The organism is Flavobacterium sp. Leaf359, assembly GCF_001423985.1.
Classification (GTDB): Bacteria; Bacteroidota; Bacteroidia; order Flavobacteriales; family Flavobacteriaceae; genus Flavobacterium; species Flavobacterium lindanitolerans.
In genome coordinates this window covers 151822-168315 of the sequence record NZ_LMPW01000001.1, presented here as the reverse complement: position 1 = coordinate 168315, position 16494 = coordinate 151822, and the positions used below count along the sequence as shown (strand labels likewise).

Here is a 16494-nt window from a genome sequence, read left to right as displayed (position 1 = left end):
AAAAATCATCATGAAAAAAACAGCAATCCTACTACTGCTCACCGGCTGTTCCGTTTTTGGACAGGTTAAAAAAGGAAAACTTATTTGGGAAGAAAATTTCAATGGCAACAAGCTGAATGAAAAAGTCTGGAACTATGAATTGGGTGATGGTTGTCCAAACATCTGTGGCTGGGGAAATAACGAACGCCAGATTTATACGAAAGAAAACCATAAAATTGTAGATGGCAAATTGATTATCACGGCAAAAAAAGATGGTAACCAATACACCTCTACCCGAATTACAACTGCCGGAAAAAAAGAATTCAAATACGGCTATATGGAAACACGCGCTAAAATTCCTGTTGGTCAAGGCATCTGGCCTGCTTTCTGGATGCTCGGTTCCAATATAAAACAGGTTGGATGGCCTAAAAGCGGTGAAATAGACATCTTAGAATATGTTGGTAAAGAACCACATATGGTTTATACGACACTACACACCAAGGCCAATCACGGTGACAACGCCAGTTCACACAAAACCCGGTTCGATAACATCGAAGAAGGCTTTCATACATTTGGTGTAGACTGGACCAAAGACAAAATGGATTTTTATGTAGACGATACTTTAGTCTTTACTTTTAATCCGTCAGATAAAAACGAAGACGTCTGGCCTTTCAACCAGCCATTCTACTTTATACTGAATGTAGCCGTTGGCGGAAACTTTGGCGGGCCTGAAGTAGACGATACCATTTTCCCTCAAGAATTTATCATTGATTATATAAGGGTTTACTCCAATAAATAATTAGTTTAAGTTTTGAGTTAGTAGCAATCGCAGGGAATTCGTTTCCTGCGATTGTTTTTTATAAAATGACCATTTTTCATTTTACGCCTTTGCGCCTTCGTGTTTTTGCGAGCAATTATTTTCACGCAAAGACGCAGAGCCGCAAAGCCTAGAGTCACATTTATGGCCTCTATTTTGATGTATAGTTTTCTATAATCATCTCTTTTCATTTAACTTTGTAATGCAAAAGCAGAAACCCGGCTTATGATGAACAACGTTAAAACCCTAAGAGAAGCAAAGAACCTCACCCAAACAGAACTTGCTGAAAAATCCGGACTTTCCTTACGAACCATCCAAAGGATTGAAGCCGGGAGTATTCTCAAAGGTTTTACATTAAAAGCAATTGCACAATCTTTAGAAACCCAGCCGGAAAACCTGATGGGCGAAACAGAAGAAAATACCGGAATCGACAGGGCGAAACTAATCAACCTTTCCGCTTTATTTGGACTTATATTTCCCTACGGAAACGTTATACTTCCCTTAATCCTGACTTATAAAACCAAAGACGCAAAAAATAAAGAATTAGGGAAAAATATAGTAAGCATCCAAATTGTTTTATCGGTTATCGCATCGCTACTCATGATTGTGAGTCCGTTCCTTCAAAAAGCTTTTTCGCTACGATTTCCGCTCTTCCTGATTTTTTTAATAGCGATTATAGGCATAAAACTAATAGTCATCATACAAAACGGAATCAACCTGAATCGAAAAAGTGAACTGTATTTTAAGCTTAAAACCAGCTTTTTATAAGGAAACACTATCTCATTTATAGTTACATAAGAAAATTTTATAATTCGCTTGTTTCATATTATAAAAAAGCTGTAATTTTGCTTAACGGTGTTAAACCATTTAATACCCAATAAAAAATGGCAAGCAAAGATCGAATTTTACGACAAAAAGAAGAGACCCGGAATAATATTCTGGATGCTGCCTATTATATTGTGAAAGAAGAAGGCTGGCAAGGCCTCAGCATGCGTAAAATAGCAGACCGCATAGAATATACTGCACCAATTATTTACGAGTATTTTTCCAATAAAGAAGCTATACTACAGGAACTCACCAAAAAAGGTTTTTTATGCCTGACAAAAGACCTGGAAAAAGCAAAAGCAGTTTCAGCAGACCCTGCAGAACAGCTTGAGGCAATGTGGATGGCTTATTGGAACTTTGCCTTTGCAGACAAAGAACTTTATCAGGTAATGTTTGGAGTAGAAATGACTTGCTGTATGCAGCGTGTTCCTGAAGCCGAAGGACCTTTTCAATTATTTACGCAAGCAATTGCCGAAATAATGAAAGGACAAAAACCTTCTGACGACGTTATAAAGCAAAAATATTTTACTTTTTTCTCAGTTATCCACGGACTGATTTCTATCAATATCGTAGGCAATGGGTTAGCATCTAATATCAATAATCAAATATTGAAAGATGCCATCGGAGGGATAATTAAATCAATTCAGGTAGTAGAAGTCTAATTTTTTTGACATCTGCTTAACACTGATAAATGATTTAATAAGAATAATTTAATAATGGATTAATCACGAAAAATTTTTTAATCCGTTACTTAACAGTGATAAATAATTTAATGCCAATCTGTAATTAACAGTTTGGCCTGAAAATCTATACCTTTTTTCGTTTACTTACTTAACAATGTTAGATTATTTAATTCAGTTATGACTATTAAAAACAAACTAATACCAATGGCAATGTAGCGCGCTGGAAACCCGTGTTGCTGTTCTCAGGAAGAACACCTCACACCAAACAAAAAAGCTGACTTTCAGGCCGTTGGCTATAAACAATTATAAAATGAATCAGCATGTTAAACGCTAAAAAAATGCAAAGCAAAAAACAGAAATCAATCAAAATGTCCAACAAATTCAAAAATCATAAAACAATGAGAAATACGATTCTAACCAGCCTTCTGCTTGCAGCCATACTGATAGGATGTTCCGATAAAAACCAGGGTCAGGCTGCCCCACCTCCCCCAACTTTGCCGGTTTATGCTATCCAAAGTGCTACCACTACTACAGATTCTGAATATCCCGCTTCCATTCAGGGAACCGTTGATGTTGAAATTCGCCCACAGGTGAGTGGAAATCTGGAAAAAATTTATGTTGACGAAGGGGCTTTCGTTACTAAAGGTCAGCCGTTGTTCAAAATAAACGAACAGCCTTTTCGTGAACAGCTAAACAATGCGCTTGCCAGCCTTCACGGTGCTGAAGCGGCTTTGATAAATGCGCAGTTGGAAATTGATAAGCTAACGCCTCTTGTTCAAAACAAGGTTGTTTCTGAATACCAGTTAAAAACGGCCAAAGCTTCTCACAGAATTGCTTCTGCCAATTTAGACCAGGCAAAAGCAATGGTAGGTTCAGCAAAAATCAATTTGGGCTATACTACCATCACAGCACCGGTTAGCGGTTATATTGGAAGATTGCCAAAGAAACAGGGAAGTCTGGTTTCTGCAACCGATATTGAACCATTGACAAAACTTTCAGATGTTCATGAAGTATATGCTTACTTTTCATTGGGCGAAACCGATTTTATCAATTTCAAAGCACAATATTCCGGAAACACTATCGATGACAAAATCAAAAAGCTGCCACCGGTTTCATTAGTGCTTGCAGACAACAATGTATATGCCCAAACTGGAAAAATCGACATGGTTGACGGCCAGTTTGACAAAAACACAGGCGCCATCACACTTCGTGCTACTTTTCCTAATGCTAACGGGACTTTGCGTTCCGGAAATACAGGTAGAATCCGTTTAGGAATCCAACATGACGATGCAATTCTGGTACCACAATCTGCTACAATGGAAATGCAGGATAAAGTTTTCGTATTTACAGTAAATAAAGAAAACAAGGTAACCAAAGCACCAATCACCATTATTGGTAAAAGCGGTAGCAATTATCTTATTAAAGACGGTGTAAAATCAGGTGACCAGATTGTACTAAGCGGCATTGACAAACTTCAGGAAGGTCAGGCAATTCAGCCTGAAAAATCGAATAAAATTGCTCAAGTAATTAACAAAAAATAATTAAAGCTAAAAATGTTCAAAATATTCATACAGCGACCTGTACTGGCCACTGTTATCTCTATCCTATTGGTAATATTGGGTCTGCTGGGACTTTCGAAATTACCCCTACAACAATTTCCGGATATTGCCCCACCGTCAGTTTTAGTAACGGCGGTCTATCCGGGAGCCAATGCTGAAACCGTCCTACGTTCGGTAGCACCTTCTTTGGAAGAATCCATAAACGGTGTCGAAAACATGACTTACATGAGCTCAACAGCCAGTAATGACGGTACTCTAGCCATTACTGTTTTCTTTAAATTAGGTACAGATGCCGACCAGGCAGCCGTTAACGTACAAAACCGTGTGGCACAAGCTACAAGCCAGTTACCGGCCGAAGTTGTACAGCAAGGTATCATTACGGCAAAACAGCAAAACAGTTTTATTATGGCAATTGGCATGTATACCGAAGACGAAGCCAAATACGACCAGACTTTTGTTGCCAACTATGCACAAATCAATATCATTCCGGAAATCAAACGTATTCCCGGAGTAGGTTCTGCCGCTATTTTTGGAGGAACGAAAGACTATTCTATGCGTGTCTGGTTAAATCCGACACAAATGGCAACTTACAATGTAACGCCAAACGAAGTTATGGCGGCAATTCAGGACAAAAGTTTAGAAGCCGCGCCGGGTAAATTTGGAGAAAGAAGTAAGGAAGTTTTCGAATATGTTATCAAATACAAAGGAAAACTGACCAAACCGGAGGATTACATGAACATTGCAATCCGTTCCAATGCAGACGGTTCAATCCTGCGCCTGAAAGATGTTGCCAGAGTCGAGCTTGGTGCCTATTCCTACAACAGTTTGACCCGTTTGAACGGTAATAAAGGAGTCGTAATTGGTATCATACAGTTGGCGGGGTCCAACTCAAACGATATTCAGATTGCGATTAACAAACTGATGGAGAAAGCCTCCAAAGATTTCCCAAAAGAAATAAAGCACAATATATTTTACAGTACAAAAGTATCTCTTGACCAGTCAATTGCACAAGTTCAGCATACTTTACTGGAAGCATTCATACTCGTATTTATCGTTGTATTCCTGTTCCTTCAGGATTTCAGGTCGACCTTAATTCCGGCTATTGCAGTTCCGGTAGCCATTTTAGGTACGTTCTTCTTCATGCAATTATTCGGGTTCTCTATTAACCTGCTGACGTTGTTCGCCTTGATTTTGGCGATTGGTATTGTCGTCGATGACGCAATTGTCGTCGTCGAAGCCGTACACGCCAAAATGGAACACAAGCATTTGTCTCCAAAAATCGCAACGCATGAAGCCATGCACGAAATTACCGGAGCAATCATCTCGATTACGCTGGTCATGGCGGCGGTATTCCTGCCGGTTGGTTTTATGGAAGGTTCAACTGGAGTTTTCTATCGACAGTTTGCCTTTACAATGGCAATTGCAATTGTAATTTCTGCTGTAAACGCCTTAACATTAAGCCCTGCCCTTGCCGCTTTATTTTTAAAAGACAATCATGAAGCGCATGACAAGGAAAAGCCCTATTCCAAACCCGGATTCAAGGAAAAATTCTTTATCGGATTTAATAAAAGTTTTACCGCTTTAACCAATCGTTATGTGGGCGGATTAAAGTTCTTAATCCGTAACAAATGGGCAAGTTTGGGTGGTCTGGCTGTAATTCTGATTGCAACAATTGTAATGGTTCAAAGAACCCCAACAGGATTTATTCCAACAGAAGACCAGGGATTTATTGCCATTGCAGTAAACACGCCTTCCGGAACCTCTTTAGACGGAACCCAAAAAGTAATGACCGAAGCCGAAAATACGTTAAAAGCTTTGGAATCATCCCGATTTGTAACCGCCATTTCAGGTTTCAACCTTTTGACAAACTCCACGAGCCCATCATCAGCAGTTGTTTTCGTATTGCTGAAACCAAATGAAGAACGTGGTGCTATTAAAAACATTGATGAGATAATGAATCAGGTTCGCGGCCAATTAGGCGCCATATCCGGAGGTAATTTCTTCGTATTCAGTTTTCCAACCGTACCTGGATTCAGTAATGTGGAAGCTCTGGATTTAGTATTGCAGGACAAAACAGGCGGCAAACTGGATAAGTTTAGCGGTGTTTCTCAAAATTTCATCGGAGAATTAATGAAACGTCCTGAAATTGCTGTAGCCTTTACCTCTTTCAAAGCAGATTATCCGCAATTGCAATTGGATATCAATGATGAAAAAGCAGACCAGTTGGGCGTAAAAGTAAAAGACATTTTGCAAACAATGCAGGCTTATTTTGGTAGTGCCCAGGCTTCTGATTTCAACAGATTCGGGAAATATTACCGGGTTGTGGTACAGGCCGATATTGCAGACAGAGCCGACCCGACAACTATTGACCGTGTATTTGTAAAAAATAAAAATGGTGAAATGGTTCCTATAAATACTTTGGTAAAACTAACCCGTATTTATGGTTCTGAAACCGCTTCGAGATACAACCTGTTTAATTCGATTTCGATTAATGCGATTCCGAAACCGGGTTTCAGTTCCGGAGATGCCATCAAGGCCATTGAAGAAGTAGCTGCACAGCAGTTGCCTGCCGGTTATAGTTATGAATTTTCAGGACAAACCCGTGAAGAGATTTCATCCGGAGGACAATCCACAACCATTTTCCTATTGTGTCTGGTGTTCATTTATTTCCTGCTTGCGGCACAATATGAAAGTTATATTTTGCCTTTAGCGGTAATCTTGTCCATCCCAACCGGAATCTTTGGAGTATTCGCAGCTATTGGTTTGACCGGTATTCAAAATAACATTTATGTACAGGTTGCACTCGTCATGCTTATTGGGCTTCTCGCCAAGAATGCTATCCTAATCGTGGAATTTGCGGCTCAAAAAAGAAGGTCCGGCCAGGCATTGGGCAAAGCGTCAATTGATGCGGCGAAACTACGTTTACGACCAATCATCATGACTTCGCTGGCCTTTGTTGTGGGATTGATTCCAATGATGAGCGCCACAGGTCCATCAGCACAAGGTAACCATTCCATCAGTATTGGTGCTGCCGGAGGTATGCTTTCAGGAGTAATTCTTGGTTTATTTATCATCCCGGTTCTATTTATCATATTCCAGTATTTACAAGAAAAAGTTAGTGGAAAACCAATAGCCGTAATCCATAACGAAGAAAAATAAAAATGAAACGAAACATCAATAAATATATAGCTGTACTGGTTTTAATCACCACACTCACAGCATGTAAAGTTTCGAAAGATGTCGAAACTCCAAAAGATGCCTTGCCCGAAAACTTCAGGAATGTTAGCTCGCAGGACACTACCAGCATTGCCGACCAGAGCTGGAAGGAATTCTTTACAGAACCTTCGCTCCAAAAACTGATAGACAGTGCTATTGTCAGAAACAATGACCTGCTTATCGCTCAAAAAAATATTGAAGCGGCGCAATGGCAACTAACACAGTCCAAATGGGGAAATGTTCCGAAGCTCAACTTTGAGGCTACGGCCACATCAACCCGGTTGTCTGACAATAGCCTGAACGGATTGAGTACCAGTACATTTTTGAAAAAGAAACATATCGAAGATTATAATGCGGCACTCAACCTGTCATGGGAAGCAGATATCTGGGGTAAAATCCGAAGCCGTAAGAAAAATGCTTTGGCGGAATACCTCCAATCTGAAGAAGCCAAAAAAGCATTGCAAACTACTATTGTAGCGAATGTTTCTACAGGATTCTATAATCTTTTGATGCTGGATGCCCAATTGGAAATAGCCAGAAAGAATCTTGCGTTGAATGACAGCACATTGTTTGTCATCAACCTGCAATATGAATCCGGACAGGTAACCTCTTTGGCGAAACAACAGGCAGAAGCGCAACAGTCTATAGCTGCACAGCTTATTCCTGAACTGGAGCAGGCGATTGCCTTGCAGGAAAATGCGCTAAGCATCATTACCGGAAGCTTTCCGGGTGCTAAGGAAAGGAAAACTACGCTTGGGGCCATCGCTTTAAAAGAAAATGTATCTGCCGGAATTCCTTCTTCATTAGTAAGCAGAAGACCCGATGTTAAAAATGCAGAACTGGCTTTAAAAGCGGCAAACGCAAAAGTAGGCATTGCCAAGGCATCACTCTATCCAAGCCTGAACATTACGGCTGCAGGCGGACTCACCTCTTTTAAATCGAGCAATTGGTTTAATACTCCCGCTTCGCTTTTTGGAACTGTAGCCGGAAGCCTTGCACAGCCATTGCTAAATGGAAGAAGTCTTAAAGCCCAATACGAAATTTCAAAAATCGAAAGAGAAAAAGCCGTACTCAGCTTTAGGCAATCGGTTCTTGTAGCCGTTGGCGAAGTAGCAGATGCGCTTGTAAAAGTTGAAAAACTAAAAGAACAGCAAGCAATAGCTGCCAACCGTGTTACTACATTGCAAAATGCAGTAAAAAATGCAGACATGCTTTTCAAAAGCGGTATGGCTACTTATCTTGAAGTGATTGTGGCACAAGGAAACCTGCTGCAAAGCGAGCTGGAACTTGCCACATTAAAACGCACTAGCCTTGAAGCCGATGTTGAGCTTTACCGCTCCTTAGGTGGCGGCTGGAAATAACGGCTACCCATGGCCCTTTGAAATCAATTGCCTGGAAATTCATTCAGGCAGTTGATTTTTTTATTTCCAAAAACCAAAATCTTTTTTCAAAATAGCTATTTTTATATTAAGTAAATGAATCACATGCAGGACACTTTCTTTTTTCAGGCCATGATTTATCTGGCAGGAGCCGTTATTATGGTTCCCATTGCCAAAAGACTTGGCCTGGGTTCTGTGCTGGGATATCTTCTGGCAGGAATCATCATCGGGCCGGCCTTTTTAGGACTCATAGGAACCGAAGGACATGACATTATGCATTTTGCCGAATTTGGTGTTGTTATGATGCTATTTGTCATTGGACTGGAACTCGAACCCGAACGTCTTTGGAGAATGCGGAAAAAAATAGCCGGCATGGGAGGTTTGCAGGTTGCCGGGACAACACTCGTCCTTACAGCTGCTGCACTGGCCTTTGGATTGGACTGGAAAACCGCATTGGTTTTGGGAATGATAATTTCCATGTCTTCTACCGCTATAGTCATGCAGACCCTTAATGAAAAAGGCTGGATTAAAACCGTAGCCGGACGGAGTTCCTTTGCCGTATTGCTTTTTCAGGACATTGCTATCATTCCTATGTTGGCACTGCTACCCTTGCTCGCCAGTAAGGAATTACAACAGGCAGCGGTAACCGCGCATCCCACTTTGATGGATGGTTTTTCAAAATGGACACAGGCTCTTTTCGTACTTTCTTCAATAACCATAGTATTGCTTTCCGGAAAATACCTCTTACGTCCTATTTTCCATGCCATGGCAAAAACAAAACTAAGTGAAATGTTTACCGCAATGGCATTACTTGTTGTGGTAGGCATTGCTGTATTGATGACCTCCGTAGGATTAAGTCCTGCATTGGGTGCTTTTTTAGCCGGAGTCATGCTTGCCAACAGTGAATATAAACACCAGCTCGAAATTGCCATTGACCCTTTCAAAGGACTTTTGCTGGGGCTTTTCTTCATTTCTGTAGGCAGTTCGATAGATTTTCAGCTTTTGCTGTCAAAACCATGGCTTATTATGGGACTCGTGGTAGGTATTATCATCATCAAAATTACAGTATTGTACCTTCTGGGTAAATTCTTCAGAATTGGACATACCCAAAACTTTATTTTTAGTTTTGGACTTAGTCAGGTGGGCGAATTCGCTTTTGTGCTTTTGAGTTTTTCATTACAGGAAAACATCCTCAGCAAAGAAATCACAGACCTTATGATGGCTGTGACTGCACTGAGCATGGCCTTTACGCCGCTGCTGATGATGTTTAATGAAAAGGTACTGATGAAATCCAAATGCTCTATGAGCGGAAGCGAAGAAGAAGCCGAGAGTGATGTCGATTCTGAAAGCAATCCTGTTATTATAGCCGGATACGGTCATTTCGGAAATACTGTTGGACGATTCCTAAGAGCCAATAACATACAGGCTACCGTACTCGACAATAACAGCGATAATGTAAACATGCTGCGAAAACTCGGATTCAAGGTGTATTATGGCGACGCTTCACGACATGATTTGCTGGAGATAGCCGGAGCCGGCAGAGCGCAAATTATCATTATTGCCATAGGCAATCGCGAAAAAAGAATGGAAATGATAGAAATGGTCAAAAAACATTTCCCGAATCTTTACATACTTGTACGTTCTGAAAACAGAGACGATGCCTATGACCAGATGAATGCGGGGATTATGCACATTTACAGGGAAACTCTCGACACGAGCCTGCGTGTGGGTATAGATGTCATGAAATTATTAGGACACAACACTTATGAAGCCACACGTTCTGCCAGAACTTTTTTTACACACGACGAAAAAACGCTTAAGTATCTCGCCAGTATCCGCAATCAGGACGAATACATCAGTGCGGTGCGTGAAAAAATTGAAGAATTGGAACAGGTCATCCTTGCCGACAGGGAAGCCATGTCACTGGAAAATACTGAAAAATCAATGATTGCATAAAAAAAGCCCCGGAAAATTCCGGGGCTTTTTTTATGTTTTTAGTCGCCAATTAATGAGGCAGCTTATTTTTTAATAACCCGTAAAGGAACGTACCAATCAAGGCACCTAAAAGTACAATCCCAATACTGTAAAAACCGGCTCCAATCAGGATAAATATAGGTCCAGGACAAGTTCCAATCATGCCCCAGCCCAATCCGAAAATGGTTCCGCCAATAATGTAGTTTTTAAATCCTTTATCCTTATCGGCAATCTGAATCTGTTTGCCATCAAGCCCAACCACTTTATTTCTTTTATAAATCTGGATTCCAACAACACCCACCGCAATAGCTGTCATGATAATTCCAAACATATGAAAAGATTCAAACTGGAACATTTCATAAATTCGGTACCAGGACACGGCTTCCGATTTGGTTAATACAATCCCGAAAAGAATTCCAACAAGTAAATATTTTATAAATTTCATCGTACTGATATATTTTATTTTCCGTTCACCCTGCCAGGGTTTAAAACCCTGGCAGGGTGAACGGAAAATATTAAACTAAAAAATCAAAGGCAATAAAAAGTGAGCCGCAATTAATCCACCGATAAAAAAACCGATTACGGCTATCAATGAAGGCAACTGCAAATTACTCATTCCGGTAATGGCATGCCCGGAAGTACATCCCCCCGCATATCTGGAACCAAATCCAACCAAAAGTCCACCAAAAAGCAGGAATCCGAATATTTTTGGAGTAAAAACATTTTCAGCAGAAGTAAACAATTCCGGAATCAGTTTTCCATTTGGCGCATCGATATTCATTTCTTGCAATTTGGCTACCGTAGCCGGATTCAGATTCACTCCGGAACCATCGCTTAAAAAATGTACAGCTATAAAACCGCCAATCATGGCTCCAAGTACAACTACCAGGTTCCAACGCTGCGACTTCCAGTCAAACCTGAAAAAATCAGAAAATTTTCCCGCTCCGGAAATGGAGCAAAGCGTGCGAAGATTGGACGACATTCCAAATGTCTTTCCAAAATAAATCAGTAGAAGCATTACCGCTCCGATTAAAAAACCGGAAACATACCAGGGCCAGGTGCCATAAAAACTATACATAGCTCAAATTATTTGCACAAAAATAAACATTCGCTCCCATACCTCGTAATATTCCCGTCTAAAATATAGCCCAATTAAAATAATCATTTAATTTTGACTCTGAATTATATCCACACATAATGAAAAAATTTGCGATTGAAATCAAATGGGGCATCCGGTACATCTTTTGTTATCTGGCATGGGCTATTTTGGAAAAAACGTTAGGCATTTATGGCGAAAACATGAGCTTTTATATGTTGTCTTCCCTATTGTTTTACATTTTCGCCGGACTTATCTATTCGCTGGCATTAAGAGAAAAAAAGACTAATTATTTTAACGGACACATGGACTGGAAACAAGGTTGTGCCACCGGACTTTACATGACCATTGTTATTGCCTTATTGATGCCTTTAGCACAGGCTTCCTTCCATGAACTGATTGCACCGGAGTTTTTTGAAAACATGATTAATGCTTCAAAAGACAAAGAAGCTGCCGCCAACTATTTTAATTTAAGGAGCTATATCATACAGAGTATCTTTTTTACGTTATCTATAGGAATGGTAATCTCGGCTATCGTAGCCTATTTTGTTCAAACAAAAAAGCAAACTAAATGAAAATCAGAAGCCTTATCCTGGTCTTATTAACAGGAATCCTTGCCGTTTCCTGTATCAGTACCCGTTCAACTATCAAGAACATTGATGACAACGCACCGGAACCTGTCATTACAAAAAATGGCTGGTTTTTGCTTACAGAATATAGTAAAGACAAAAAATACGGCTACGACAAGGACTATCCTATCAATGTATATTACCGAAGCATAGCAGACGAAGACATAAATCCAAAACGCTTTTTAGATGCCTTGACCGGACCAAAAGGCGAAACCATAACGTATAAAAAAATTGAAAGCTGCTGCCCTTTCCCAACTAAAAGAAATGAAATGGGCGCCGGATTATTAGATGTTTATGAAGTCACCTGGCCCGGAATTGCAAAACCCATCCGCCTGTATTTTAATATCTTCGAAAAAGGATATCTTTATGTACCGAAAGGATTTGGACTTAAGAAAAATGAATAAAACGAACTTATTTTCACGAAATAACAAAATTGAAGAAAACTTGATAATAACTTCTCAAGGAGTTTGGGTTGTTATCCTTGATTTTATGGCAATAAATGAGTTTTAATTTAATCTTTTTCTTTTAATCTAAAAATTTGAAATAGAATATTTGTTTGATACTGACCCCACAATTACGCAAAATGGATGTTAGCAGAAGATTTACAATTTTTCATATTTCGCAATCAGCTCTGATACAACCCATTCTGAATTAATATTGTTGTAAAATTTCTGTTTTATTTTAATAGTAACTTTATTGTTATCGTAGAAGTTTAATTGATAAGGATAAGGATATTTATTGTTAACCAACCATAATGAGTCAGCTACAAATAAATCGGAATAATTGTGAATTATTGTTGGTGTGTTATTATCGAATATTATACTTTTAGAATAATCGCCAGTTCCGTATCTTAATTCTATAATTGTTTGTTCAGGATTGTAATTATCTTTAGGTAATCCCAAACGAAGAAACCACTCATTTGATACACTTGATTTAACAAATTGTAAATCATGTAAAGGTTTTCTATTGCCTAAAAAATAAATATTCAATTCATTTTTAAAATTAAGTGTAGCAATATTATCATAGTTCAAGTCTAATGGAATATTAGATGTCAATGCGGTTAGCTTATAATTCCCTAAATACTGATTTACAGGAATTAAATCATCACTATTACAAGAAAACAGTATCAAAGTTGTAATTAGGCAAAGATTTTTTTTCATCTTTTCGAACATTAAGTATAGCTACCCTTTAGTTTATATTAATTGATTATCGGAAACTTTACACCATAAGGATTCTTATTTTTATGACAATAAATGAGTTTTTAATTTAAACAATCTTTTTCTTTTAATCTTAAAAGCCCCCTATCTAAGATAGGTAGCTTTCTATATCAAAATATTGGATTATTCTTGTTGACAAAAAGCCTATTGTCGTATAATTATATTTTTAATTTGTTCATAATTTTTTGTACTTATTATATACTTTTTATAGTCTACTGGCAATTCTATACCTTTCCCACTTTTTGTATTGTATAAAACAATTCCGTTTCCAAATCTTATTCCAACTCCATAATACCATGGAATTATAGTCTTCTTTATCCCTTTATAATCTATATTGGAAATATTTATTGTTTTTTTTATCAAACCTATTCCAAATGAAATAGAAATAGTATCATCATCGATAATTATTGTCATCTTATAGGTAACTAACATAATGACAAGAAAAATAAAAACAATTATTATGGTCATATATAACGGGATAGGTTTTGTTCCAAGCTTATATAGATAAGCAAATATTGTAAAAGATAAAAACAACAATGCTGGTATTATTGATAACCAAAAAAATTGAACTTCTTTGTAAACTATCTTTCTTTTTTCCATAATGTAAATTTTAAGTTGTGTTGAAAAGGTAAAATATACAATAACAAAACTCCTATCATTACTAGGCTAAAACTATATAGGCCTAAAAAAACACCAATACTGGTATGAAAGAAAACACCTATTGGAAGAAACGATATTTTTTTTCTCCTGTCAAGTAATAAAATATATGATAATAATAAATGAGATAAAATAACCCACCATGTCAGAAAAAAAATAAATTCAGAATTAATCAGAGGGCTAACTAATGACAAAATACTATCACTTAATCCGAAATAAGAATTATTGAAAATATAATATAATGCAGTACCATTCTTCCAATCATTCAATTGGTATATTTTTTCAATTCCTGTATTTAAATATATAAAACAGCTTTGCAAACTAATAAACAAAAAAACAAGATGCCCTATAAATTTAATTATTGAGTTAGGTTCTTTTTTTGGTTTTTGCCAATGATTTTTTCGATTATCAAATAAAGTCAATGGAATAATTAAAAAGGTATAAATAGTAGCTATTTGCTCTCCACCATCTAACAATATACTTGAATTGTTAAAACTATATGTTATCCAAAAATGCAAAACACCTGTTATTTGCGGCATATAACCACTAATCACAACTAATAGGATTATTAGGGATATTATTTTACCTAATAATAGATTATCATAGCCTAAAATCCCAAAAAAGTTGAGTCTATTATGAATGAAGTCCGAATTTGAAATTACTTCTATTGCCCTTTTATTAAAAAGGTAATCCATATCATTGAAAAGAAAAACTGTTAGAAGACTAAAAGCAATAAATGTTCTTCCAATTCCATAAACTCTTGTATATGGATTAATAAAGATTTTACTTTCAATCCATTTATTAATTTTATTCAATTGAGATATAAACATACTTCCCATTTGTTACTTCTTTTAAATCATTCCATTCCCATTGTATAGGTTTGAAGTAATAAAGAATATATTTTCCTTTTTCAAAAAGCTTTACATTATTATCTTTTTTTAATAAAAATGCTTTTCCTTTGAAATCTAGTTCCTTTATTTCACTTTCTGTTATTTCATTCCATAAACTATCTGGCACTCTTTTTATTAAACTTCCTAACTCATATGTTAATCTTCTAGACTTCCGAGAAAATCCAAAATAATTATATGCAGAATTATTTTTTAGATTGACTTTTTTGATCTTATCATTTTCTTCTTTGACAAAATATAACATCATTTGCTCATCTTTAGGGTCTTTCGTAAAAAAAGCAAATGATTCGGGAAAAATTGTTATTACTGTATATTTGAATTGAGGGTGTAGTATATTACTTAATACATTGATTTGAATAGAACTAATAAAGACTATTATTAAAATGGATAGAAAAGAGAAAAATATAACCACATAAGAGAAAAAATTAAAAATTGTTTTCATTATCCCTTTATTAGAATTAAATCTCTTACAATTTGCCCTCCTTGTAATCCATCTTTTGAATCAGGCTCTAATGGAATAACCCAATTATGAATAAAAATAAAGTTAAAATAGAAAATAACTATTTCTCCAAAAATAGCTACAGTTGCTAATATTACATATGCCAAAAAAATTACTACCGTTACCAGTAATAAAACCACAAGTCCTAGAGCTACATTTTCTGTATGATAGTTATATAAATCAGGTTCTCCATCAATAAAGTTTTGTAAATCTTTATTAAATCTTTGTACTTCCGAAACTTTTTCAAACTCGTAGTTTTTAGGGCTTATATTACCTTTTGCCTCAGCAAGTTCGAGAACAGACAAACCTTCTTTAAACTCATAAACTTTGTATGATGCAGATTGTATTAAGAGTGAGCATTCTTTTAGCTTTTCAACTACATTATCCGGCTTTTTGCTTTCTATACTTGCCTTGAGCTCATCAAAAATCTTAGGGTTTAATATTTTTATTTCTGACATTAAAGAATCTGACAAGACATCGAATTTGTCAAGTTTTTCAATTCTTTCTTTAGGTATATTAGTTTCCAAACTGGCAACATAAATAACATTTTCCTTAAAAATTTCTGAATTTACTTTTAGATTATAAAGAGATGGAACATGGTTGACTAAATCTCCCTGAAGAAAAAAAATAGCCCTGAAAATTTCCTCAGAAGTATAATCTTTTACCCTCTTTTTTAAGTTTTTATCAATTCTGACTTCTTGTTGGTCATCATTATTTGAACAAGAAGTAAAAGATAAAAATAGTGTTAGTAATGCAAAAAATAGGGATAGGGAATTTTTGAATTCTTTAATCTTTTTCATATACATTAAAATTTAAAAATTATAATTATACCAAGTATTGAAGTTTCTGCTGTAAGGTTATTTACTTCGAAATAATTAATAATCCTAATATTTTCTTACAAACAGATAGTTTATCATATAAATCAACAAATTGCTTATCCAATATTAATTTTGAAAATTACAAATTAAACGTTTGATTACCTCTACACAAAAGGGTAGAATTAAGGCATATATATAAATTCCACCCTTTTTGGTTGGCTATAAACAAATCATTAAA

The 16494-nt window shown here is 36.8% G+C and carries 16 protein-coding genes; 9 read left to right on the top strand and 7 right to left on the bottom strand.

Annotated features, from left to right (window positions below; all coding sequences use genetic code 11):
* Positions 1–10: 10 nt before the first annotated feature.
* The 7 genes from ASG38_RS00765 (at position 11) to ASG38_RS00730 (ending at position 10414) form a co-directional block, all read left to right on the top strand.
* Positions 11–778, top strand: a complete 768-nt coding sequence (locus ASG38_RS00765; protein ID WP_056065725.1) for a family 16 glycosylhydrolase — start codon at positions 11–13, stop codon at positions 776–778.
* Between the two features lie 243 nt (positions 779–1021).
* The gene (locus tag ASG38_RS00755; protein ID WP_056065718.1) at positions 1022–1564 is read left to right on the top strand and encodes a helix-turn-helix domain-containing protein; all 543 of its coding nucleotides are present in this window, start codon (positions 1022–1024) and stop codon (positions 1562–1564) included.
* A gap of 116 nt (positions 1565–1680) precedes the next feature.
* Positions 1681–2283, top strand: a complete 603-nt coding sequence (locus ASG38_RS00750; RefSeq protein WP_056065716.1) for a TetR/AcrR family transcriptional regulator — start codon at positions 1681–1683, stop codon at positions 2281–2283.
* A 419-nt stretch (positions 2284–2702) separates the two neighbouring features.
* Entirely contained in the window at positions 2703–3845 is a 1143-nt protein-coding gene (locus tag ASG38_RS00745) for an efflux RND transporter periplasmic adaptor subunit (protein WP_082482133.1), read from the top strand.
* 12 nt (positions 3846–3857) lie between these two features.
* Positions 3858–7022, top strand: coding sequence for an efflux RND transporter permease subunit (locus ASG38_RS00740; RefSeq protein WP_056065713.1), 3165 nt, complete (start codon positions 3858–3860; stop codon positions 7020–7022).
* A 2-nt stretch (positions 7023–7024) separates the two neighbouring features.
* A complete protein-coding gene (locus ASG38_RS00735; protein WP_056065710.1) occupies positions 7025–8440 on the top strand; it encodes an efflux transporter outer membrane subunit in 1416 nt (471 codons plus the stop codon).
* Positions 8441–8554: 114 nt separating this feature from the next.
* On the top strand, positions 8555–10414 hold the full coding sequence (locus ASG38_RS00730; RefSeq protein WP_200937023.1) for a monovalent cation:proton antiporter-2 (CPA2) family protein: 1860 nt from the start codon (positions 8555–8557) through the stop codon (positions 10412–10414).
* Between the two features lie 49 nt (positions 10415–10463).
* On the opposite strand, the gene ASG38_RS00725 is transcribed toward ASG38_RS00730, so the two are convergent.
* Positions 10464–10877 (bottom strand): DUF6691 family protein, encoded by a 414-nt coding sequence (locus ASG38_RS00725; protein ID WP_056065705.1) that lies wholly within the window; start codon positions 10875–10877, stop codon positions 10464–10466.
* A 75-nt stretch (positions 10878–10952) separates the two neighbouring features.
* Positions 10953–11510 carry a YeeE/YedE family protein gene (locus ASG38_RS00720; protein ID WP_056065702.1) on the bottom strand — a complete coding sequence of 186 codons (558 nt, stop codon included), beginning with the start codon at positions 11508–11510 and terminating at the stop codon, positions 10953–10955.
* A gap of 119 nt (positions 11511–11629) precedes the next feature.
* On the opposite strand from ASG38_RS00720, the gene ASG38_RS00715 reads away from it, so the two are divergent.
* Together ASG38_RS00715 and ASG38_RS00710 are read left to right on the top strand one after the other, a co-directional pair.
* Positions 11630–12103 carry a DUF4199 domain-containing protein gene (locus tag ASG38_RS00715; protein ID WP_056065697.1) on the top strand — a complete coding sequence of 158 codons (474 nt, stop codon included), beginning with the start codon at positions 11630–11632 and terminating at the stop codon, positions 12101–12103.
* Complete coding sequence (locus tag ASG38_RS00710; RefSeq protein ID WP_056065695.1) at positions 12100–12561, top strand: hypothetical protein; 462 nt, start codon at positions 12100–12102, stop codon at positions 12559–12561. The genes ASG38_RS00715 and ASG38_RS00710 overlap by 4 nt, the downstream gene beginning before the upstream one ends.
* Before the next feature lie 198 nt (positions 12562–12759).
* Here the strand turns inward: ASG38_RS00710 and ASG38_RS00705 are convergent, their stop codons facing one another.
* From ASG38_RS00705 to ASG38_RS00685, 5 genes are all read right to left on the bottom strand, one after another.
* Positions 12760–13317: a hypothetical protein gene (locus ASG38_RS00705; protein WP_157485956.1), complete on the bottom strand. Its 558-nt coding sequence runs from the start codon at positions 13315–13317 to the stop codon at positions 12760–12762.
* Positions 13318–13518: 201 nt separating this feature from the next.
* Complete coding sequence (locus ASG38_RS00700; protein WP_056065688.1) at positions 13519–13974, bottom strand: hypothetical protein; 456 nt, start codon at positions 13972–13974, stop codon at positions 13519–13521.
* Positions 13956–14870 (bottom strand): sporulation-delaying protein SdpB family protein, encoded by a 915-nt coding sequence (locus ASG38_RS00695; RefSeq protein WP_082482119.1) that lies wholly within the window; start codon positions 14868–14870, stop codon positions 13956–13958. Before ASG38_RS00695 ends, ASG38_RS00700 begins: the two co-directional genes overlap by 19 nt.
* A complete protein-coding gene (locus tag ASG38_RS00690) occupies positions 14839–15381 on the bottom strand; it encodes an SdpA family antimicrobial peptide system protein (protein WP_056065682.1) in 543 nt (180 codons plus the stop codon). Before ASG38_RS00690 ends, ASG38_RS00695 begins: the two co-directional genes overlap by 32 nt.
* On the bottom strand, positions 15381–16238 hold the full coding sequence (locus tag ASG38_RS00685; protein ID WP_056065679.1) for a hypothetical protein: 858 nt from the start codon (positions 16236–16238) through the stop codon (positions 15381–15383). Before ASG38_RS00685 ends, ASG38_RS00690 begins: the two co-directional genes overlap by 1 nt.
* Positions 16239–16494 lie beyond the last annotated feature (256 nt).